Raw genomic sequence first — 21,839 nt, 5'->3', positions numbered from 1 at the left:
TTAATGGATACGCAAAAACTGATTGAAGCACTTGATAGATTAGAGAATAAGGAAACGGAACTTTTAGCTTGGGGGGATATCGATGTATCTTCGAGTGAAGCTGAAATTCGAGATAGTATCCGAGAGTCTGGCGTCAACGATATTTTTGTCGATGAGTATTTTGATGCGTTGAAAAGCCGGTGTTTTATCTTTGAAGTCGAAGCAGGGAAATATCGCTCAAGAATGGCTGAAACTGTTCGACTTCAGGTGCTATCACGCCAGTGGTTTAGAAGTAAAGGTGCAGAAGATACCAAGCCGCTTATTTCTGACTTTCGTTTTTTAAAACGCGCGCGCCAGTACCCGAAGCGAGATAAGCATGCTAAAACGCTGATTGATAATTGGGAACAAAACCGATTATTTAGTTCAGCAGAAGAAAAGGTCATACTCAGCAATCTTCTAAAAAATGGAGATGACTGGTTTAAGTTGTCTGGTTTTCAGGTGCGCTCAACAGAGCGCATTTTAGAAAAGTTTGATAAGCATAAATATAAGAGTGCTAAGGATGCCAGCGCGACGATCGTTTGTGCTGGAACGGGCAGTGGTAAAACGCTGTCTTTCTACCTTCCAGCCATGACTAAGCTGGCGGCTAGTTTGCTTCAAGATGCTCAGCCTCGCGTTCGAATTCTGGCTATTTATCCCCGAAAGGAACTGCTGAAGGATCAGTTTGCAGAAACCTATAAAGAAGCGCGAAAACTTGATGACTACCTGCTTTCTAAAGGTCGGCGTAAAATTTCCATAGGCACCTTCTATGGCGATACCTTTTTTGAAAATTATACCAAGGACGGCGCTGCTTTTGAGGCGATGGTCTGCCCGCAAAAGCCAAATGGAAAACACTGTGGCGGCACACTGAACTTTAGCAAAGCCACGAAGCAGGTTATTTGTCGCTCCTGTAGTGCTGTTTTGCCGGAAGATGAAATTCTGGCAACAAGAGAGCGCGTTAAAAAATCGCCACCTGATATCCTGTTTACAACGACTGAGATGCTCAACCAGCGCCTGAGTGATGGGTACTCCAATCATCTTTTCGGTGTCACCCGAGATCAAAAGTCGATTCCACTGGTGTTATTGGATGAAGTGCATACCTATGAAGGGAGTACCGGTGCACAAACGTCATATCTTTTAAAACGCTGGATGAAATTCAGTGGCATCAAGCCGCATTTTGTCGGTTTATCGGCAACCTTGGCAGACGCGAAGAACTTTTTTGCGGATTTGACCGGCACTAAATCTCACTTTACCGAGTTGGTTGAATCGTTCGAACACGAGTTAGAAGAAGAAGGCGCTGAATATATGTTAGCGCTGCGCGGGGATCCTGCATCTCAAACGGGTTTGTTATCTGCTACAATTCAGGCAACCATGCTTGGCAGTCGTATGCTGGATACGCACCAAGGGGTGGGCAAGAACATATCTCAGGGCATCTTTGGACAGAAAGCGTTTGTGTTTACTGATGACCTTGATGTGATTAATCGCCTTTATAACGATTATTTAGATTCGGAAGGTAAGAAAGACTTCTACGGTGAAATAAGACCTAGAGATGGGGACGATTCGCCACTTGCTTGGCTACGTTCCTCTCACCACCCAAACTATGACCAAGAACGTCAAAAGGTGTTAGGGCTTGATTGGTCTTCTGCTGAGGAGATCGGCCATAATTTGTCTGAATCTACTCAGGTTGAAAGAACATCTAGTCAAGATAGCGGAGTAAATCAAACCGCTAATGTGGTGGTTGCAACGGCCTCTTTAGAAGTTGGGTATAACGACCCTGATGTAGGCCTTGTCATTCAGCATAAGGCACCCCGCAATGTTGCTTCTTATTTGCAACGTAAGGGGCGTGCAGGCCGACGCCGTGGCATGCGCCCGTGGATGTATACCATTTTGTCAGACTTTGGTAGGGATCGAATTGCGTTTCAGCAGTATGAGCAATTAATTGACCCAAAGGTCAAAACGACAAAGTTGCCAATTGAAAACTCTCACATACATAAGATGCATGCCGCCCTCGCTACGTTAGAGTGGTTAGTGAAAGAGTACCGTATGGACTGGGTGAACGTTTGGGCAGTACTCAGAGAACCAAACCGAGCCGACAAAGAAGGTAAACTTACGAATGGAAAAAGCCTTCAGCAAATTAAGGATGCCGTTACAGATGTAATGGCATCTCAGGCAAAAACGCGCCAGTTGACAGACTATTTACAAGACACGCTTACCCTCAGTGATGATCAGGTCAAAGTGGTGATGTGGGCACCGCCACGTTCGATCATGATGTCTTTCCTACCTGAACTTCGTCAGAACTTACAGTTTAAATGGGGTGCGAAAGGAAAACGGTGGGATAGCTTGGTCGAGCAGCAGTCTGGGCCTATGCCGAAGTATATTTCTTCGCAATTGTTTTCGGCACTGGATACACAAGCGCTGACGATTGCATTGGATCGTTCAACTAAGAAAGAACTCCGCACAAACAGCGAGCCAATGGCCTTCTTCCAAGCGTTAAAAGAGTTTGCTCCAGGGCGTATGTCTAAGCGCTATACGGTGAAATCTTGGAATGTGCCTGACTGGCTGGTACCGGCAGACTTTAATCCAGTGCCAGATGCGACGGTTGATGTTGACTTCGACATCGAGGAAGCATTTGGCAGCATTGGTAAACAGGTTCACCAGGAAGACATTTCACATGAAGGAGAGCAGATCCCGGTGTATCAACCGAGGTTTGTCCGCACTCAGCGTTCAAGTAATCCCGTACTGAGCAACAAAAGCAGCAGTGTGTTGCGATGGCATTTTGATATATCAGAACCTAAATCACTCAGTCACATCAACGTGCCCCAGAACAGTGAATGGCACAATGTACTTCGTGGTATCGAGTTTTTCACTCACGACCACTCAGCTCCCGTGGAACTTGTACGTTATTGCACGGGTGCAAAGGCGTGCATTCCATTTTCTAGTGGTGATAACGCGAATGTTAACTTTAATTGGACGCTTGAAGGGGAGCCTGCGGCCATCGGCACCAAGTTGTGGGTAGATAGCGCCAAGTTTTCGTTTAGCTTTTCTGAAGCAGATATAAAGGGTCTTCTTCGTCACGAGCAGAACAAGAAATCCTTGTATTACCAATACCTTCAACATGCGTTTGTTCATTCCGATTGTTACAAAGATAACTTTTTCTTTGCAAACTGGGTATTCGAGTGCCTGATATGTTCGTTGCTTGTTTTGAGCGAACAGAAAGGGCAAGCATTACATGAATCCTTTGAATACCTTTATTCTCAGCAAGGAAAGCAAGTTGTCGACGGGGTTATTAACGGGCTTTTTCAGCGGCGAGAAACCGCAGATGGCAATGATGAAGAGCAAGATCTTCACAAGCGCTTAACTGAGTATTTTTCAGAAGAAAGCAATCTTCATGATATGAAAGGGGCGCTAAGGCTTGAACCAGATTATGCAGATAACTCTGAGTACTACAGTTGGGCAAGAGATTTACTGGGACAAACTTTGTGCGGTGGCATTAATGCCATGTTCCTGAAACTGGTCTCAGACGTATCGGAACAGTCCTTTAGCTTGGATCACCGTTGGGACGGAGAGCAACTCAACGTATGGGTAAACGAAAATGAAGTGGGTGGAATTGGTTATATCACCAAGTTTAGAGAGGTGTTTAAGGAAGACCCGCTTCGCACCCTTGGGCATTTGACTCATGCATTTGAAATTGGTGAATACGAACAGGTGAATTTCGACCTACAGTATTTTCTCGATGAGTTGAACGGTAACGTAGCATTGCGTGACACTCTTAATCAGGTACGTAGTGCGAAATCGCTGGCTGAACGTTCTGAAAATACAAAAAGATTAAAACAGCAGATCGCTAAACTCGGCATATTACCCACCCATACTTGGGAGAGCGTTTTATATTCGAGAGTATTAAAGAGCGGTGCTAACGAGAAATCAGATCAACGACTCACGGAACTCCTGCAGCAATGGACGGGCTATGAGGAGCGAAGTGAACTGGAGATCCCTCTTCATATCGCATCTTACGTGCTTGCGGCCAAGCAGGGTGGAACATACAGCGATATCTATCGTGAGAAAAACCGTATTCAGTCTCGCATGTGGCAGCGGGGAGCAATAATCCGCGAACAAGAGTTGGGCTTTTATAACCAGTTCAGTGCCAGCAACAATAAAACTGAGCGGTTATTGTTGTCGAAAGTCATTACAAATACAGAAACCTTAGTGGACTATGACGAGCGCGGCGAATGGCTGCAGACATTGTCTAATGCTTTGCAAGCCACAGGAAAAGGCACACTGGTGTTTACGGGTCAAGAAAGAGGCTCTGTGAAGTCAGTGATTAGCCAATTGAATGTCAGCATGCTGGAGTACAACAAAATGTTGTTCTATCCACGAATTACTAAACTGCAAACCCGGTTGTCATCGATTCATGTGACCGTAGAAGTGAGAGACATTTTACAATGATTTTGCAAGAAGAACGCTCTATCGAAACTAAAGAGGCGATTGGACGGGCACATATAAAGGATCTGCTTTCGTCATTGCTGGTGGCTGAGTCATTAAACCCCGGTGTGATTTATATATTAAGCCCCTGGATATCTGATTTTCCGGTTCTAGACAACACGACAGGAAATTTCGATGCTGTTAACCCGACATGGGGACATCGTCAGGTATATTTCTTTGAGCTTCTTCAAAACTGTGTTGAGGCTGGCGCTACGCTGAAATTAGCGATTCGCGAGAACAGGGAGAAAATGCGCCAACTAGAGCAAAATCTCTGCAATTATCCTTCCCGGTTTAAAGTGGTGGAACTGAAAGATCTCCATGAAAAAGGGCTGTTGACCGACTGCGCATTGATCCGTGGTTCAATGAACTTCACTTACTTTGGCGCAACGGTAAATTACGAGTGTATTACGTACACCACTAACCCCGCCCAAATTGCAGAAAAAAGGAACACCTATGAAGACTTGTATTTTAAAGAAGTTCAAGTGGAAGAGGTAGATTTGGAGGACGATGATGACTGGTATTGAGTCTATTCTGCTTGGCTTTTTTCAAGGTGATAACAAGATTACGCCAGAAAGCAAATACAAGGATAAAGTTGACCAAGCAAAATCAGTTCTTCTAAATTCGGAAAAAATTAAATACCTGATTGGTTATCCGCAAGGCAGTGATCCCGCTTTTTATGTTTTATGCGAAACAGAAGAGTTGATGGAGTATACGAAAGATTGGCTAAACTGTGCGTTGCCAAGATTTTGCTGCAAATATGCGCGACCTTGTAAAGAGGCCGAGTATTCGTTTGAGTCGGTGTTATTTAGCCAATGGCCGCATGGTTTCTTGAAGGTTGCAATCTGGACCCAGCAACACACTCCGTTTGACAAAGATGAATACCAGAAGTTTGTTCCTTATGCGATTAAGGAAATGCAATCAGCATTGGAGGAAATGGTATCCCGTTTTAATCACTCTCCTGTGATTAAACAAGACTCTGGAAAATCAATAGGAATGCTGATTAACGGGTTTATAAATGCGTATAAAGAGCATGACCTTGATCTGATGGACTCGTACTACCGCGAAATTATGTCCAGAGACGAGTTAGAACGGCGGAACAAAGATACTTTGAAGTTCATGTTTATGGAAAAAGAGCGAAAGTGGTCGGCTATTGTTCAATTTGCTCATGAGCGAAACGTTATTTCTCAGGTGATTTCCAGTGGTGTCGTAACAGCCATTATGAATGCGCTGGTTTATTCGTCTTGCGAGGATGAAGAGGCGTTAACGTGCTTTGAAATTGACTGGCCTGCTCTTTATTACGGTGCGCAAGAGTTTTGCCCTTTGCTCACAAAAACTCCGGCGTTTGACAGCGAATCAGAGTGGCGTCTTTGGGCTATTTTGGCTCATGTCCTCAATATTGAAGGTTTTGCAGATAAGGTGGCGGGCAATGTCGACCAAGTGTGGCTAAGCCAGTTGCTTGAGCAAGATACCAGTGTCAATGCTCAGAAAATTGATTTAGTAGAAGCGCTGGATGTCAGCAAGCTAAGCTATGAAGAACAAACAGTGAGTGAGGTGCTCAATTATGCGCAAGCTTGCCATGAATCCGAATTGATGAGTTTGTATGAATGGCTAGAGGCGACGCCAATTCACATCAAACTTTCACTTAAAGGGCAAGCACCAATGCGCCGACTCTGGCAACAGGTGGAGTTGAATGTTGCTAGTTGTTTGTAAATAAACTGTTTGTATTCATAACCTCGCTCAGTTACTTTTTTGTTGACTGCTTTAGTAATCTCCCTTTACCAATAAAATTTTATGGAGAATTAGATCTATCAAATAATTGAGCGATATTACTGTCTAAAATTGGCATTCTTAATTCTCTTATTCAGGTAGGTTAGAATGCCATTTATACCTATTTTTTTACTCTAACTCATTCCGTCCGAGTATATTACAACTACTTTTACCACGTTATTTCCAAACTTCCATTCTGTATTTACGTAGTAGGTGATTTGTTAATTTTTGTATGTCTTTAGTTATGTTTTGAAGATCATTCCATTTTACTTTATCATCTTCACCAAAATTCCAAGTGCCATTTGTCCAGTGACAATATGGTTTCATTTGTTCTAAATCTTGCTTAAACTGTTCTCGGCTAACACCTTCTTTCTGCTGGTCTATATGGTAACGAGCGAATATCTCATCCATCAACTGCCCTAAAGCAGTCATGCCAGCACCATGCATTAAACGAGACTCTTTTGGTTTTTTAGCCCATGCTTCAGGAAATACATCACTAACCGCACCCCAGAAATTACATAGTACTATGATCATAGCTTCTATATCACCCGTACCTGTTGCAGCATCACGATAATTATATAATGCACCTTCATTTAAACTTGCTTCGATAAGCTTAAGAATTGAGTTATCTTTTACCAACCCACTCGGATTAGTTGCAGTTTGAATAAGCTGATAAAAAGGTGAGTCTTTTCTATGGTTCAATTCGTCTAATATTCTCGCAGGAAACCTTCTTTTTTGGAGAGATGAAGCCAATTTTGTTTCTGTATATGGTAATAGTTCATATATTAGACCTTTAGGTAAAGGCTTGGTTGAATTCACTAAAATAAATTGTTCTCTTTGTTCTTGAGAGTCATCAGTAATAAACGCGCTTACCGGCATTTGGAAAGAATCAATATCAGCTTCACGCATTGCAGCAGCTCTTTGCTGGCCATCAACAATTAAGCCGGGTTTACTATCATCACCTTCAATAATTGGGATGACTAATTCGCCGAAGCTCTTGTTGTGGTCTGAAGGAACAAATTTAACAGAACTATTGAAAGCAATAACTAATGCATTAGGAATCATTGGATTCTCTGACTCTAAGTACCTTTTAATTTCATTAATATGGTTGGACACTTCAGGTCGTTGATACCCAACTAATTCATCTTCATGCCTTTTCACACGAGAAATTGATGCTATAGATTGAATTTCTTTCCCTTTGATTGCAAAACTAAAAAGGGCCCTTCCCGGACCTTGTTCAATTTTTAGAGCTGGTACGATAATCGTATTCATTTATTTAACCTGATTCATTTTATTTAATTCTGACTGTAGTTTTTCATAGGCAACGTAAAGATTATGAAAACCTCTTCTTCTGTTGCGTGCAGCGGCTCTTTTGAGTATTACATGTATGCCTATGTCTTTGCAGACATCGCAAGGACACTTTTTCCAAGGTTGATCTGTAAGAACTTTATCCATTAGGTCAACTCTTGAAGCTTTGGAGTTGTACAACTTTTCGTATTCAGTTAGAGCAGATAAAACTTCTTTTTTAGCAACCACACCTTTCTCAAAACCTATTAAACTTTCTAGACAAGCTTTTTCTAATTTAAATGCCTCGTTTTGATTTATTGAACCTGATGCGACTAATTTTCTCATGTTATTATTGGCGTCTACTTGAGGTACACCAATAGCGGTATAATCTTCTGTTGCAGTATGATAGTTCTTTTTATCATCCTTAAGACCTCGCATTAATGGAGAGGTACTATCAAATGACGTTACACCGTAGTTAGAAAATTCAGCAATATGCTCTAAACGGTTTACCCCCAGTAAATGAAATTGAGTTTTCGTATTTCTAATATTATTAATGCATTTTAAAACGTTGAGAATCTCAGAGCTTTTAAGCGGAATCATACCTCCTAAAGCGATCCTATCGTATCCGATTTTTTGTAATTTTATTACAGAATCAGCATAAGACTCAGGACTCCAACCGTGAGCAACGCCGTAAGGGGCAAAACTCATATCTTTGTTTTTTATTAGGAACTCTTCGGCTTTTTCTAATGTGATTTCTTGGCGTCTTAAACACTCTTCTAATTGTTTGCCAGTGACCTTTTTCTTAGGAGTCTCAAAATCAAAAATAATGTGGTCTAAAGAAATACCATAAGTAAATCCTGAATTTGAATAAAACTCGTTAACCTCATCCACCGTATAGATAGGCTCATATTCTTTTGCGTAACTAAACGCTCCGCAATCACCCATGGTTAAGTAGTGCTTAGGTAGTCTAAAAAACCTATAAATACCTTCTCTAAAGAAACGCTGGCGTTGAGCAACAGAATAACGCCCTTGAACACCTTTAACTCCATCTACTATCGCTTTAGATACAAGAATTCCATCATAGACGGGCTTTGAAAAAAGCTCATGAGCATATTTATCATCACGTTGTATTACTCTATGTTCATTGTTTTTTTCGGTTTCAAAGTTGAAGGATGGATCAACATAATCGTGACTGTCTGGAAAAAAAAACTTCATGCTTACAACATTTCCACTTTGTTTTTATTGATAACGTTTCTATAAAGCGAGCTAAACCTTTTTTGTTCGCAAGCCAAGCCTTTATTTCTCAACGTTCGCAATAATACAGAAGCAGAGATCTTAGCGCTATCACCCAAGTTAAGTTCACTTTCGATAAAGTTCATAAGCTCCGTATCAGACAATTTTTTTCGATTATATTTTTTTGCTGGTTTTGCCTTTAAAACTAGTGCATTGAACTTGTTTTCTAATTGATTTCTGATATGACCAGATTTATCTATATCTTTAATAAGGTATTTAGCTAATCTAATATTTAGTGAAATTCTACTTCCCCCTAGTTCATGGCAAAAATCTTCTGAGTTCTTGTAATGCAAACTCTTTAATGAACTGTGTAAACTTACATCTCTACTGATAATTGCAGTATTCATAATATTAATTTTTTTTGTCGCAACTAGTTCAATTAGTTCGGGCTCAAGCACCTTCAAATAGTCAGGTGTTAAAGCAATAATAAAAAATGAGTCTAAATTTTCATTAACTAATGATTTTACTGGGGAAGTGTTTGAGCTAATTTGATGAATAGTTTTCCACCATTCAACATTCCTCTCTGAGAGATAGTTCGACTTAAATATTTGTCCAACTGAATTTTCGGTATTAGCCGAAAAAGTTGCATCATACGAATTTATTAAATGTTCAGATGATACTAAGCCATAGCCCGCCGATACGATAGAAATCGGAACACCTAAATTATGTATCTCACGTACATTGTTCCAATGATCTCCCACGTACATATCGATAGCTTTTATAGTTGGTTTACTATCGTTTAATGCTTCTAACCAGCTATGAGCAACATTCGAGTTGTTGATGAAATCAGAAAAGTGGAGCTTATATTCAGCTTTAGAACTTTTGCTACTAGTACAATTCGTAATTAGATGAAACTTCATTATTCTCCTCTATAAACGACACCGCAAGTGCACGTTTCCTTTAGTTCAACGGCCATAAGCTCTTTTAATGAAGGCTTTAAGTTTTCCCAAATCCATTTGGCTATATTCTCTGCTGTCGGATTTTCTAAGCCATCAATATCGTTTAAATAATTATGGTCAAGTTGCTCATAAATAGGCTTAAATATCTTTTTTACATCTGCAAAATCTATGAACCATCCATCAATACGATTAACCTCCCCAGATAAGTGAAGTCTCAGATTATATGAGTGGCCATGAAGTCGTCCACATTTATGGCCTTCAGGGACATTTGGTAACTTATGAGCAGCTTCAAATGTGAAGTCTTTGTATATTTCAGCGTTCATTATCTTTTTGAAAAGTTAGAGCAGTAATTATACCTAAGAGTTTACATTAAATTTTACCTCACAGCTACAGGAGAAGCGATTGTTAATAAAGAGGAGAATGTTATATTAATTATATATAAATACATTTAAAGGAATTGCTATGGAATTATCATACCAAAGAACCTTGGCAAAAATTATTTTACTTCTTCAAACGAATCATCAGGGATGCAAGCAAGAAGTTGTAAATATTGCAAAAGAAGAGTTGGGTATAGAAGTAGAACACAATACTATTCGCGAAATGATGAATGAGATTTCAGAATCAGAAATTGATAAATTTCTGGCTGCATTGAAATAATCGAAGAATAGAGAATTTAGAATATATCGAGGATTATAAATTTTTGATCTTGGATGTAATAAAAAGGTTGTTTGATTGGAGGGTGAAAATGCAATAAAAATACTCTTGTTTTCAGATGAACTTAAGAAAACTATACTCAGTTCTTTTTGATTCAGCAGATAAAGAGGTTTTTATTATAAGCTTAAACCTAATTTAAACTCTGTATGATAATGTTCATGAGATTCAGATTTATCAGTCTCAATTAGAATATGTAGATCGAGGAACCGGGCTGTTCAGGAAACGTTGCCTTATGCAAAATAACTTGTTCTACAAACATTAATAATGTGGGTTATCATTCCATTTACAGTTGTTCCGAAATATCTCTGCGGTAAAATATTCAATTTATGTCACGACAAGACAGTTGATTGTTTTTGCAAAGCTAAGCTCCTCACTATTCGCCTGTTTTTTGACAAGTTGTTAAACTAACTGAATATGGTGTTCAAGCTAATTAAAACGGAAAAACACCATGTTAAGCTTTAAGCAAGAATATTACTTACCGACTGCTGAGCAGCATCAACAAGCTTTAATTTCAAACCTTCAAGATGACTTAATGTCAGAACCAGAGTTCAAATCCCTGGTATCCAATCTCATGATCACCGATAGTGGCTTAGAAGCCGTTTTCGCAATGTCGTTAATTGACTTGAAGGTTAAGCAAATGAATCAGCATAACCAGAAGAACTATCAAGAACTAATTAATGACGCAGTGACTGCCATAACTGTCCTTAACGATGAAATTGATTACATTGTTGATGTTGCAGATGAAGAGCTAACTGTTCACGCAGTTATGCAGCCTATACTTGCAGTCACTACATTCCTATTGGGGAAATCACCTATAGTTCGGTTTTGTGAAGATAGGGAAGAAAAAGATCTTATGACTCGAGTTGAAGAACTTATTAATTCTTTTCATTCTACAATCCATAAATCTGCAGAGCATAACCGTCAGCCTCATTAGAAAAAAGTGGGAAATCGGCGATTAAAAGATAATGGTAAAGCTCAAAGATAAAAACCTACCGGGTAGGTTTTAGTTCTGATTTTACTTTGCTAAGAAAATCAGGCTGCAAAATATCTTTGCAGCCTGATGTGAATATTACTTTTCACTTTGAGCTGAAATAGCTTCTTGAAACTCATCTACCAAAGCTTGAGCATTAGATATTTCCCGTAATAGATACTCAGGATCTTCAATATTAGCAAGCCTTAAGCTATAAAAGTTATCATCTAGCTCGAAGTACTCTGCGAGCTCTTCTAAGGTATTCTCTAGTGACTCTTGAATAGTTAAGCCTTTCGACGTAAATAGTTCATGGTACTCGTTTAATGCCTGTTCGAAAGCACGACTGACTGAGATCCCACCTTGAAGTGCTTCAATAGTGTCGTGAATATAATCTGTGTCAACTTGGTACTTCATTTAAACTGTTTCCTTTAATTAATGTAAAGCGTAAGCAGTTTAAATCGATGTAAATTTTTTCTAGAGTGTGTATAGTTGACATCAATTATGAGTGTATGAGCAGCTTATTTAATTAAGTAAAAATCAAAATGGCAGTTAACATTGCACTGCCAATGCTAATTATCTTCAAGTTATAGAAGTTCTCATCAAACCAGGTGTTTACACGTAAATCTCGGTTCATTTCTATTGCCGTTTTGTAAGCAAATTCGCGCCACTGAGCAACATCTTCAGGCTGATATTTATTTTTATATCTTTTAATTCGTTTTGCTCTTGCGAGTCTATGTTTGTTGTCCATTAGTTGGCCCCATAGTTTTGCTTTGTAGTCAATTATGGCGCCAAAAGAAAATCGAGAGAAGGCCCATTAATTCTACTTTTCAATATTTGAGTACAACGGACGTTTTTTGACGAACCTTCCCACGCAGGCAATCTACTAAGTCTAAATACAAACACACAAAACGAAGGTATTGCGCCTTTGTAATTAAGGAAAATATGATGAACTTTATTGCTTACTATCGTGTGTCTACACAACGACAAGGTCAAAGTGGTCTTGGACTAGAATCTCAGCAATCTGTTGTGGCTGATTATATAAATCGACAAGAAGGAGCCTTGCTTCATCAATACACTGAAGTTGAGTCGGGAAAAAATAATAACCGGCCAGAGTTAGCTAAAGCACTTCAACATTGCCAGCTAACCAATTCAACATTAATCGTTTCAAAGCTGGATAGGTTGTCTCGTGATTTGCACTTTCTAAGTTCAGTGATGCAAAGCAATATTAAGTTCATCTGCTGTGACCAGCCAAACTCTGGCCCATTAGTTTTACAGGTGCTAGCTGCAGTTGCAGAAGAGGAAAGAAGAGCGATCTCAACAAGAACAAAATTAGCTTTAACAGAAGCTAAAAAGAGAGGCGTGGAATTAGGTAACCCTAACTTTAATGAAGTCAGAAATACTTGTACCAGCAATGCTCATTCACAATTTATGACAAACACAAAAAAATACCGAGAGGCTATTTTGCCCGTTATTGAAAATGTGAAAGCAGCAGGAACAACAACTTTAAAAGGCATTGCAGAAGAACTAAACCGGCTAGGCTTTAAAAGCCGAACAGGTAAGCAATTCTATCCCTCTACAGTAAGAGGTTTGATAGGTCAAAATTAACGACCTATTTGTAATATCTTGTCTTGGCAGGACCATATTGGCGATGAACTTCGAGTTGAGTACATAATTATCCATCAAGAAATTAGTGCCCACCTAATTTGATAAATGAGCAGACACTAATTATTCACCTGTTACTTACATGCACCAGGTGTTCTGCATGCGCAAGTTGATGGAACATGGCAAGCATGGTCCTCGCAACGAGATGCCTCAATAACCTTATTGCCATATAGTTCATTAGTTGGATATTTACCAAAATGGTTTTCATATAATGCTATTGTGCTCTCAAAGGAAGCTTGCAGCGCTTGCTGATCTTCATCGCCATAAATTCCAAAGTAAGGATAATGATGTATGAAATGTCCAAACACCTTATCGCAATCTTTAGCATATGACTTAGTATCTAAAATATGTTCATGCCAAAACTTATCTATTAATTTGCTTGGAACCAAAGACACTTTCGGATAAAGCATTTTGAGTGTTAAAAACTTTTTATACTCAATTTCTGCAAATTCGCACAAAGCTTCAGTCCATGTAGCTTCCGAGGATTTAGTTAATTTCCACTTAAGCTTTTCAAAATCAAGAGCCATAACTAATGAACTAATTTCATTAGTCGAGCTACTTTCAGCAGCATTATCGACAACATCCAATGTTGATTGCTGATTAATTTGAATGCTTTGCATCATTTTAGTTACCTCCCTGCTGTATTTGTTTACTACGATTACCGTGTACCTGCCCGTTTTGGCGATTTGTACCAGATGTACCTTTATTGGGGTTTTTCTGGTTCGATGTATTATCGATAGGTTTAATTTTCTTAGTCATATTTAATTCCTTAAGATTAATGGTTGTGATACGAGTGTGTATCACCTTCGTTTAAGGAAGCGCTCAAGGCTTTTACGTGGGATAAGTGCTTCTGCGATAAAGCCCGAACTAGTATGCTTAAATATCAGTCGATAATGTCCAAGTTTAAAACGAATTAGGTCTTTCGCTATTGTGAGTTTTCTTCCACCTAACTTTTGATAGTCAACAGAAGAATTAAGGCTTTGCTCTATAGCAATAGCTTTATCAAAATGTCTTTGGCAACTTGCCGAAGGGAGGTGTTTAAAAAGTGTTTTAATGGTTTTCATTAATAGCTCCATCTAAGGTTGTGAAGCCATCATGAAGTTGTGCTGCGCACAAACAATAGTTAATTTAAAATTTTCTGAAAATAATCCCAAGCTTCCTTTGCTTCTAATTCTTCAGCAATAATTTTTCTATTAAGCGCCTCAACAATAGGGAGCCGAATAGTCGCTTGAACCTCTAAATCACTAAGAACTTTTTTAGCATTGTCGAATTTTTTTTCTTCAAAGTATTTTTCGGCAAGCTGATATTGTTGCATGTAATACTCCCAAGGAATATCTTGGGAATGTGCTTGTAGTATTGGGCTAATGTCTGATGAATTTTTTGTCGAGTCAGAAAATGGAGAAGGAAGTTTTTGCGTAAATAAATCGAACTCTGGTGATTTTAAACATTGGATTATTGCCTGGATTTTATCTCTCACCACACCAAAGCAAAAAAACTCTAAATATTGCTTAGTGGTTAAGTCAACTAATTCAGTTAGCGCTTCCTCGAAAGTTCTTTTCTGCGCATAGTCCTGCAAAAAACACTTTGTCTTTTTAGTACTGCCTCCAAGCAAATACCAGATTATTAATATATTTCGAACACAGCTCCGGCGTCCTTTAATAATAGGGTGCTTGTTTTGCTTTTCACCAGTACTTTTCTGACAAATTATCTTTTTTCGGTAATGTTGAGCATTAGATGATTTGGTAAAAATAGTATTTAAAGCATCCCTTATAGAGTGTGGAAGCTGCTGATCCGTAGCTAAATCTCTTCGAGCTATTTCGACAAATGATTGAGGCTCTATATCATTCACTAGGTCTTACCTCTCATGACAAAGCGCTTTTCTTAAATTTTTTCTGTTTACCTCACCAAATAAACCTGCTCTTATGATATCAACAGCATAAATTCCTTTAGTACATTGATAAGTTCTATAGCTATAGTGATTTACAGGTTCGTCATTGTAACGTTGATATATATAATTTATAGCACCTACGCATTGTCCTATACGAATAGCTTCAGATTTTGATAATGAAAAAATGCCTAAGATATTTCGCCTATCTTCATCAACTTCGTTACAAGCTTCCAACATATTAAATGGTAAATTTGATTTAATAGCATTAATCGCCAAACATTCTCCCAGCTCAATAAACTCCTTTTTACTAAACAAAACAAAGTCGAGCTCGGTGACACTTTGAAGGTGTGAACAGTCACTAGGTAGTCTTTCTTTTCCATAGCTTGTAAAGCAGCATAAAAGCAGCAATAGCCCTAACCAATGCCTCATTGAATTTCCTCTTTTCCTTTTCCGCAATACTTAAATGCCCTTATAAAAACGATGCTCAAAATAAACCAGTGTATTATTAAAAAAGTATCATAGAGTACACCGTCGTACAGTTTTTCTATTGCAGAATCAACACGTATTTCGCTGTAATCGATGATTAGAACCGCTAAATCGATAGCGAAAAAAAGAATGAGTAATTTTAGGTAATTTAAATTAATGAGATTAAAAGCATTGGCAAATAGAGCTAACTGATAACGTTTATTAAACTCACTAACTTTGGAAGATAATACTTGTTTTAATTTTATCAGTGGATATACGGTGACAAAAGTAAGTCCTATTATATCTAAAACTGATAGGTCACTAACTTCACCGAGCCCTGTTATAACTACTTTAGTTTCTGAAATGTTTAATATAGATAAACCATAAAAGATGATTAAAGAGCAACAAATGCTTAGTACGTGCCAAAATGAGTGCAAGTAGCTAATTTCAACGTGCCTAAAGTCATAAACCCCAGCAGGATCAAAAAGCCGCAGTTGCTTACGTTTTTTCTTAATGTATTCCAGTTCGTTTGATGTGATGGGCAAACCATTTTCGCTGTCAACAGAAAGCGTGTTGGCTTGTTCACATACGTCTGATTCAGACGGGTCTATTGCTTTTTCTTCATCAACTAAAACAAAATTAGGTTCGAAAGAAGATTCTCCATTCACGTTACTACAACTCCTGTTTTGTGATGGTTAAATTTTATTAGCTTCGATATCTGTCGCTTTAGCTAGCTCATCAATAAAACGAATACATTTTGAAAGTTCATCCTTACGTATTATGTGCGGCTGGCTGGCGTCTGTTTCTGCACGATGTACGGCATCACCTCGAATAGAGATCCACTTATTTAATTGCGTTCTAGCCTCTTTAGGTAGCATGTTATTCCACTTCCACCCCTCAGTAATATCTATACCGAAAAATTCTTCAAACAAATGTTTTGTCTTTCTTGAGTCTGGGTTGTGAAATTGTTTCAGTCTCTCTTCTAGCTGTCTTTCTGCAAAGTTACCTAAAGTAGAACCCTTAATAACACTAAATTTGGTGTCAAAAAGTTCAGTGACTAGGTCTTCTATGTAAGTTTCCCATGCGGTGAGGGCAAGAATCAGGCTGGCCTTTTTTAAGGCATCAGGAGGGACGATTTCATCATGTCCGTTTAAGGTGTCGTAACATGACAACAATTCTTTAGCTTCAGATAGTGCCCGATGAAAGGTATTTAACGATTGGGTCATTTATGCTCCTTGCATTCCTAGATTTCCTTTCTTCAAGAAGCTAACTTGCTTCACATTAATCTATGATATTGTGACTATTTAGTAAAAATAAGTAAATACCAAAACTATTGATCTTCCATTAGAATGTTGAAATTTAAGGCTGAAATACTAACGCGAGTATTGGCAATGAATGAGGAAGGGGGAACGACATTTATGCACTGTACGTGATTAATAGCTTTAGCCGCAAAATCATCAAATAAGCTATCGAAAGGCGTTGTTGGCTATTACCAATATTCAAACCTAGTTGAACCTGTTAATTTAACTCAGTTTATTACCGTCTTTGATAGTAATATGGAAAATTATTATAAGGTTTATAGAGCCTTGAAATAGTTTATTAAGAGTGAGAGCGCAGCAGGTGTTAAGCTTTAAATCGATACCTGCTTTGCCTCAATTCAGACAATCAAAATTTGGTTACCTCACTATTCGTTATTAATTTAAATTAAGCTCAATGAGCCCTCGAGTAGATTTGGTGCCATGCAATAATTTAGGTACCTAGCAGTTAGCTAAACTGCCGCTCGATTCACACAAGAGCATTTACTGCTCATATCCGTTTTACATGCCAGCGAGCTGTTATTACAAATGCAGCCATCCTTTCCACAAGCAAAATGAATCATCCATTTTTATTGAGTTCAAGGTCGGAAGCCTTTTACACACATTTAAATTCGAATTAGATTCTTTTTGACAGACTAGAGAGTGTGCTCAAGCTATTCATCACTTCTAACAACAAGAGATAATTATGACTAATGAAATGAAACAAGAGCTCGCTAAGCTTGCAGGTATTTTGTATGAGCCCGGGGTATTAACGAGCTTTGGCTGCTCAGAATCACAAATCGAACTGATGAAACTAAAATGTGAGCACTTATCCCCAAATAAGCCAATATGCGTAGTTAAGGATTGGGCTATATGGGACATTGAATCACCACAATCAGCACCTGATTTTGTAATATCGCTGATAAAGGCTGACTACATAATTTACGATGAGCTAGATAGATTTCCTGTTGGTGGTTGGCTGCGTACAACAGCAATTCTGAGTATCCACGAAAACAGCATTTTCACGACTAATAACACTAATTATATTTTAGTGGGTAAAGGCACTAGAAAACGTTGAATTTAAAGACATGATGAAGTTTTTCTGAGATTGATAATAAAGCAGGTTACCCCTGCTTTTTTTGTTCACTTGGAACTTCCTCGCTCTCTTTAGTTTTTTTCGTAAAGTAGCGTTGATCAATACACAGCGCTAACAGATGATTAATTGATGCGTCGGTATTCCCGTTCTGAAAGATGTCCATGGCATCTTGAAAGCTTATCTGTTTATCCAACAAATGTTTTGCCCAAGTATCCGCTTGTACTTTCTTGATACCTAAGGCTTCTAAGTCTTCGCTTTTTACAGCATCTTTAACTAATAAAATGGCAATTGCGATACGCTGCACTTTAGTAAAATTTTTCATAAGCTATACCTCTGTTTTGGTTACAAAGGAGCTTAAGTAATTAATAGGCTGGTTTTTGGCTAAAACTCTAAGAAAACCTGAGGACTTTCAGGTTGAAAATGGTATTGGAGTTCCTATTTAGGTCGACTGTTAGCGATCTTTCGGTAGACTGTTACCGAAAAGTTGCTAATATTTATTCATAAACGGTAATAAACTACCGGGGTGGAGGTGGGAGTCTATAATGACTAGCTTGTCGGCCGAACAGCGAAAAGAAATTCTTGCGAAGCTAGAAAGTGATGTTGCCAACAATGTAATCACTATTGGTGAATTAGTTAAGCAAGTTCGCACACAATTGTATGGTATGACACAAACTCAATATGCAAAGTTTATTAAGGTGTCTGACAAAACGCTTAGGGATATTGAAAAAGGCAATACTGATCCAAGAGTCTCAGTGCTTAATAAGATTTTAGCCCCTGGAGGCTTTCAACTATCAGTTCGTGCGGTTCGCCGTGAGATTTGAATTTTTTATAGCTTAGGTGGGTAACTTAAGGAGAGAAGGTGCCAATTATTACGATTTCTGTATTTCTGATAAGTGTATTAGTACTGATTGTTGCATTCATACTTTTATATAAGCGTAAATAAGTAGTGTATAGTTTTGCCTTTAATATATTTTGTTCAAGCAACTCAGTGATTAATGAGTTGTTATGAATCAAGAGTACACAGATGAGTCTTGATTGGTTCTGTAAAATATTCGAACTTGCTAAACGAACTTTTTTCTAAAGAGACTAACTAAAACAATTCTTTTGATATGACCTAGTCCCATCATTTTTTCAATATTCACACAATATTTTTTAATTTTTGGTTCTAGTTTCATTTTTACAATTTAAATTACCCTCAGGTAGTTGGAATTTTTTTTTAAGTAATCAAAATCAACTCACTGATTTGTAGAATCCAACGACAAGATATATATCAATTTAAAAATACTCGATATTGTTATTTCACTATAGCGAGATAGTTCAAAGCATAACCTTATGCTCTGCCCGTTGTTTAATCCTCATTATGTTGCAACGCCAAAGGGGTATTACCTCTGCATATTATTCCTCGCAGGAAAGCAGTTTTCCTGCAATAGGGCACTGGTTTTCAATTGAAGTGTTTTCTGCGAGGTATTGCAAAAACATATTCATATAAAGTGTGAATGCTTTGATTTAAACAGAGAGTAGATGAATAAAACCCTGCAATATCTCGCAGGGTTTTGAGTACGACTCTTAGAGCATGTATTAAAACTTGAACGTCATTGTGCAAGGTATTGCAGGATAGGATGTCATAGCACTTCCAGACCAATTGTAAATTTGGTCAGAATTATTCGATTCCTTTATGGCTTTGATCGCTAAATATTGCTCAATAGCTTCACGACTCCATAAGTTTTTTTTGCCGACCTTCCGATCTGGTTTGGGAAATTTTCCCGCTTTCATTTGGCCATAAAGCCAAGATTTTTTGTACTTAAGAATCGCAAGTACTTCATTAAACGTTAGCGACGGTTCAACTTTTTTAGATAGTAAACTCATGACTTGGTGCCCTCATTGGCTCGTTTGATTAAGGTTTCTATCAAGTTTGATAAGTCTATTGCTGCCTCTTTTCTTTTTGAGTACAGATGAAGAGCATCATGCAGATACTTCTTTTTGGAATGGGTAATGTATGAATCCCCAACGTCATCTGGAATCTCAAGATTACTAAGTAAGGTTCGAGTTGTGTGCCTGAGTTCATGCACCACAAATTTTAGATCTGAAGCAATTCTAGCTATGAATTTGTTAAGCGTTGAGGCGCTAATATAAGGAGATTTGCTTGCAGAAGTTCTTGATGGAAGTAAATACTTTGAGCCATTATTCAACTCCACTAGTCGGTCTAAATATTTTTTCATGAGTGGAGTAATAAACTTAGCCCTTGTGGCACCAGTTTTTGTTGTTTGAAGTACCCAGCACATATCTTCTTCAAAATTTAATCCTCCCTTTAGAGGAATTAGCTCCATTCGGAACTCTGAGATTTTTGCTTTCACGAGTTCCATTTTTCTAGCGCCAAATAGAAGTAATAAGTACACGGCGCACACATTAGCTGGCTCAGATTCCATGCTCTTTTCTAGCCGTTTAACTAAAGTGGCTAACTCTTGCATTATTAGTGCTCTACGATTGCTTTGGGGTTTATAGCCAACGTCTTTGGCTTTAATAGTAGCAGCCACATTTTTCTTAATTATTCCATATTGAACACCTAACTCTAAAACTCTTTTTAGCACATACAATACAGAGTTAGCTAATGCAGCATAATCGTCTAGATTTTCGCAATGTTCACAAACACTGTACATTGAACATAGAGGGCACTGTGACTGTGGGGATTTTTCGTAGACCTTGTTCATTACTCTTATGATGTGTTTCCTATCAATACTGGCGACAAGAGTTTCACCAATATAACTTTGTGCATATTGTTGGTACTTCTTTTGAAGAGCTGGAAGTTCTTTTAACGGCTCTTTGCCTGTAGGAAAGTTGATTTCGTCGTGATGTAAGAAAAACTCACACGCTAAGTCATTGAGAGTCTCGATAGAGTTAATACGCTTTTGTAATTCAGTAAATTCTTGATCTACAAAACCATGAGTAAGCATGGACTTCTCATTCTCCCAACAGTCGGATAAGGCTTTTTCTACACAGTAGTTCTTAGTTAGTTTACCCAGAGTGATATAAGGCCGTTTTCCTCGTACTTGCTTGCGAAATACGGCAGTCACATCACCATCTGTTGATTTCACGTACAGACAGTCATATAGCTTGGTAAGCTTAAAGTTCTTGCCTTGTTCCAGTTCAAGCTTTTTTAACTGCGTTTTTGCACGCTTCACGCGTTTTTTTAGTTTCAACGTTTTCTCCATCGTTATTTTTGTCGATGGCTGGAACATATACTGGCAATGAGTTGTACGGAATTATGACTATAACGCTCAAAATCTTGTTTAGTGGTGCAGTTATTAGGAATGTAAAGAGAATTCAAAAGAGCTTGAACTGGTGCAAGCCTTGTTTAGTGGTGGCTAGCGAGGGAGTACGATAAAAAAGTATCGGTTGTATTTACATTAAGAGTTGTGGAATTCACTTAAATAACATGAACATGAACATGAACATGAACATGAACATGAGCATGAGCATGAGCATGAGCATGAGCATGAGCATGAGCTTAAAGCACCTTTTAAAAAATATTTTATTTTACAGCCGCTTGCGATGCTTTGTGATAGCATTATCATACGATGTAAATGTAAAAATAAGGAGAATATATGTCGTATATTATTAAAGGGTTGATTCCGGCTTCTAAACTGCAATATGTAAAATTAATTAAAGATCGGAATGAAATGGACAGTGATAAGTATCTAGAGGTTCATGGTTGGGCTCATGTATGTTATCACGATGGTGTAGGTGGTAGTGAGGTGACGTTTGATGATGATTCTGAACGGGATAAATTTTATAATAAACAAGCTATTTTGCCGCTGGTAATGGATAGCGATCTTAAAGAACTTGAACCGGTTCTGTTGACATCAACGAATAAGTACTTCAGGAGTATTTATGAATTCGATGGTGTTGTAGACCGAAAGCCTTAACCAATTAATTAATCTATTGAATTGAAAAACTGGATGCTTGGCGGGCTTATTGTAAGAAAAAGTGAGTGCAGTGTCATTGCTTTTTC

The 21,839-nt window shown here is 38.3% G+C and carries 25 protein-coding genes; 9 read left to right on the top strand and 16 right to left on the bottom strand.

Translation table 11 applies throughout. From position 1 onward, the window contains the following. Positions 1-3: 3 nt before the first annotated feature. Genes dpdJ through PSPO_RS11895 form a run of 3 tightly spaced genes read left to right on the top strand, consistent with a single transcriptional unit; the run spans position 4 to position 6,204 of the window. Entirely contained in the window at positions 4-4,458 is a 4,455-nt protein-coding gene (gene dpdJ / locus PSPO_RS11905; protein WP_010562004.1) for a protein DpdJ, read from the top strand. Then, positions 4,455-5,018 carry a phospholipase D-like domain-containing protein DpdK gene (gene dpdK / locus PSPO_RS11900; RefSeq protein WP_010562003.1) on the top strand — a complete coding sequence of 188 codons (564 nt, stop codon included), beginning with the start codon at positions 4,455-4,457 and terminating at the stop codon, positions 5,016-5,018. The genes dpdJ and dpdK overlap by 4 nt, the downstream gene beginning before the upstream one ends. Further along, the gene (locus PSPO_RS11895; protein WP_148665245.1) at positions 5,002-6,204 is read left to right on the top strand and encodes a hypothetical protein; all 1,203 of its coding nucleotides are present in this window, start codon (positions 5,002-5,004) and stop codon (positions 6,202-6,204) included. The genes dpdK and PSPO_RS11895 overlap by 17 nt, the downstream gene beginning before the upstream one ends. Before the next feature lie 234 nt (positions 6,205-6,438). Here PSPO_RS11895 and dbpB read toward each other — a convergent pair whose 3' ends face one another. The 4 genes from dbpB to queD are packed head-to-tail and all read right to left on the bottom strand — an operon-like array spanning position 6,439 to position 10,063. Next, entirely contained in the window at positions 6,439-7,533 is a 1,095-nt protein-coding gene (gene dbpB, locus PSPO_RS11890; RefSeq protein ID WP_010562001.1) for a DGQHR domain-containing protein DpdB, read from the bottom strand. After that, complete coding sequence (gene dpdA / locus PSPO_RS11885) at positions 7,534-8,763, bottom strand: tRNA-guanine transglycosylase DpdA (protein WP_010562000.1); 1,230 nt, start codon at positions 8,761-8,763, stop codon at positions 7,534-7,536. Between the two features lie 2 nt (positions 8,764-8,765). Continuing rightward, positions 8,766-9,701: a hypothetical protein gene (locus PSPO_RS11880; RefSeq protein ID WP_021032977.1), complete on the bottom strand. Its 936-nt coding sequence runs from the start codon at positions 9,699-9,701 to the stop codon at positions 8,766-8,768. Continuing rightward, on the bottom strand, positions 9,701-10,063 hold the full coding sequence (gene queD, locus PSPO_RS11875; protein WP_010561998.1) for a 6-carboxytetrahydropterin synthase QueD: 363 nt from the start codon (positions 10,061-10,063) through the stop codon (positions 9,701-9,703). Before queD ends, PSPO_RS11880 begins: the two co-directional genes overlap by 1 nt. 139 nt (positions 10,064-10,202) lie before the next feature. Here queD and PSPO_RS11870 point away from each other — a divergent pair, with 139 nt between their 5' ends. Together PSPO_RS11870 and PSPO_RS11865 are read left to right on the top strand one after the other, a co-directional pair. After that, positions 10,203-10,397 (top strand): hypothetical protein, encoded by a 195-nt coding sequence (locus PSPO_RS11870; protein ID WP_010561997.1) that lies wholly within the window; start codon positions 10,203-10,205, stop codon positions 10,395-10,397. A gap of 505 nt (positions 10,398-10,902) precedes the next feature. Continuing rightward, positions 10,903-11,388 (top strand): hypothetical protein, encoded by a 486-nt coding sequence (locus PSPO_RS11865; RefSeq protein WP_010561996.1) that lies wholly within the window; start codon positions 10,903-10,905, stop codon positions 11,386-11,388. Between the two features lie 135 nt (positions 11,389-11,523). Here PSPO_RS11865 and PSPO_RS11860 read toward each other — a convergent pair whose 3' ends face one another. Next, a complete protein-coding gene (locus PSPO_RS11860) occupies positions 11,524-11,838 on the bottom strand; it encodes a hypothetical protein (RefSeq protein ID WP_010561995.1) in 315 nt (104 codons plus the stop codon). Positions 11,839-11,950: 112 nt separating this feature from the next. Beyond that, a complete protein-coding gene (locus PSPO_RS11855; RefSeq protein ID WP_010561994.1) occupies positions 11,951-12,172 on the bottom strand; it encodes a hypothetical protein in 222 nt (73 codons plus the stop codon). A gap of 197 nt (positions 12,173-12,369) precedes the next feature. Here PSPO_RS11855 and PSPO_RS11850 point away from each other — a divergent pair, with 197 nt between their 5' ends. Beyond that, complete coding sequence (locus tag PSPO_RS11850; RefSeq protein ID WP_010561993.1) at positions 12,370-13,029, top strand: recombinase family protein; 660 nt, start codon at positions 12,370-12,372, stop codon at positions 13,027-13,029. A 131-nt stretch (positions 13,030-13,160) separates the two neighbouring features. Here the strand turns inward: PSPO_RS11850 and PSPO_RS11845 are convergent, their stop codons facing one another. Genes PSPO_RS11845 through PSPO_RS11820 form a run of 7 tightly spaced genes read right to left on the bottom strand, consistent with a single transcriptional unit; the run spans position 13,161 to position 16,665 of the window. After that, positions 13,161-13,709: a glycine-rich domain-containing protein gene (locus PSPO_RS11845; protein WP_010561992.1), complete on the bottom strand. Its 549-nt coding sequence runs from the start codon at positions 13,707-13,709 to the stop codon at positions 13,161-13,163. A gap of 1 nt (position 13,710) precedes the next feature. Then, on the bottom strand, positions 13,711-13,845 hold the full coding sequence (locus PSPO_RS21955) for a hypothetical protein (protein WP_010561991.1): 135 nt from the start codon (positions 13,843-13,845) through the stop codon (positions 13,711-13,713). A 41-nt stretch (positions 13,846-13,886) separates the two neighbouring features. Next, positions 13,887-14,150, bottom strand: coding sequence for a hypothetical protein (locus PSPO_RS11840; RefSeq protein ID WP_010561990.1), 264 nt, complete (start codon positions 14,148-14,150; stop codon positions 13,887-13,889). 59 nt (positions 14,151-14,209) lie between these two features. After that, complete coding sequence (locus PSPO_RS11835) at positions 14,210-14,935, bottom strand: hypothetical protein (RefSeq protein WP_010561989.1); 726 nt, start codon at positions 14,933-14,935, stop codon at positions 14,210-14,212. 6 nt (positions 14,936-14,941) lie between these two features. Then, entirely contained in the window at positions 14,942-15,403 is a 462-nt protein-coding gene (locus PSPO_RS11830; protein WP_010561988.1) for a hypothetical protein, read from the bottom strand. Continuing rightward, positions 15,400-16,107, bottom strand: a complete 708-nt coding sequence (locus tag PSPO_RS11825) for a hypothetical protein (RefSeq protein WP_010561987.1) — start codon at positions 16,105-16,107, stop codon at positions 15,400-15,402. Before PSPO_RS11825 ends, PSPO_RS11830 begins: the two co-directional genes overlap by 4 nt. Before the next feature lie 27 nt (positions 16,108-16,134). Continuing rightward, positions 16,135-16,665 carry a HEPN domain-containing protein gene (locus tag PSPO_RS11820; RefSeq protein WP_010561986.1) on the bottom strand — a complete coding sequence of 177 codons (531 nt, stop codon included), beginning with the start codon at positions 16,663-16,665 and terminating at the stop codon, positions 16,135-16,137. 775 nt (positions 16,666-17,440) lie between these two features. Between PSPO_RS11820 and PSPO_RS11815 the strand changes: the two genes are divergently transcribed. Further along, entirely contained in the window at positions 17,441-17,812 is a 372-nt protein-coding gene (locus PSPO_RS11815; protein ID WP_010561985.1) for a DUF6957 family protein, read from the top strand. Between the two features lie 46 nt (positions 17,813-17,858). On the opposite strand, the gene PSPO_RS11810 is transcribed toward PSPO_RS11815, so the two are convergent. Beyond that, on the bottom strand, positions 17,859-18,152 hold the full coding sequence (locus tag PSPO_RS11810) for a hypothetical protein (protein ID WP_010561984.1): 294 nt from the start codon (positions 18,150-18,152) through the stop codon (positions 17,859-17,861). A 220-nt stretch (positions 18,153-18,372) separates the two neighbouring features. Here PSPO_RS11810 and PSPO_RS11805 point away from each other — a divergent pair, with 220 nt between their 5' ends. Continuing rightward, positions 18,373-18,651, top strand: coding sequence for a helix-turn-helix transcriptional regulator (locus tag PSPO_RS11805; RefSeq protein WP_010561983.1), 279 nt, complete (start codon positions 18,373-18,375; stop codon positions 18,649-18,651). 757 nt (positions 18,652-19,408) lie between these two features. Here PSPO_RS11805 and PSPO_RS11800 read toward each other — a convergent pair. Then, positions 19,409-19,696 carry a helix-turn-helix transcriptional regulator gene (locus tag PSPO_RS11800; protein ID WP_010561982.1) on the bottom strand — a complete coding sequence of 96 codons (288 nt, stop codon included), beginning with the start codon at positions 19,694-19,696 and terminating at the stop codon, positions 19,409-19,411. After that, positions 19,693-21,027: a tyrosine-type recombinase/integrase gene (locus PSPO_RS11795; protein ID WP_010561981.1), complete on the bottom strand. Its 1,335-nt coding sequence runs from the start codon at positions 21,025-21,027 to the stop codon at positions 19,693-19,695. The genes PSPO_RS11800 and PSPO_RS11795 overlap by 4 nt, the downstream gene beginning before the upstream one ends. Positions 21,028-21,432: 405 nt before the next feature. On the opposite strand from PSPO_RS11795, the gene PSPO_RS11790 reads away from it, so the two are divergent. Continuing rightward, entirely contained in the window at positions 21,433-21,753 is a 321-nt protein-coding gene (locus tag PSPO_RS11790) for a hypothetical protein (protein WP_010561980.1), read from the top strand. The last annotated feature ends 86 nt before the right edge of the window (positions 21,754-21,839 follow it).

The sequence above is a fragment of the Pseudoalteromonas spongiae UST010723-006 genome (assembly GCF_000238255.3).
In the GTDB taxonomy this organism is placed as follows: domain Bacteria; phylum Pseudomonadota; class Gammaproteobacteria; order Enterobacterales; family Alteromonadaceae; genus Pseudoalteromonas; species Pseudoalteromonas spongiae.
This window is presented reverse-complemented; position numbering and strand designations above follow the sequence as displayed.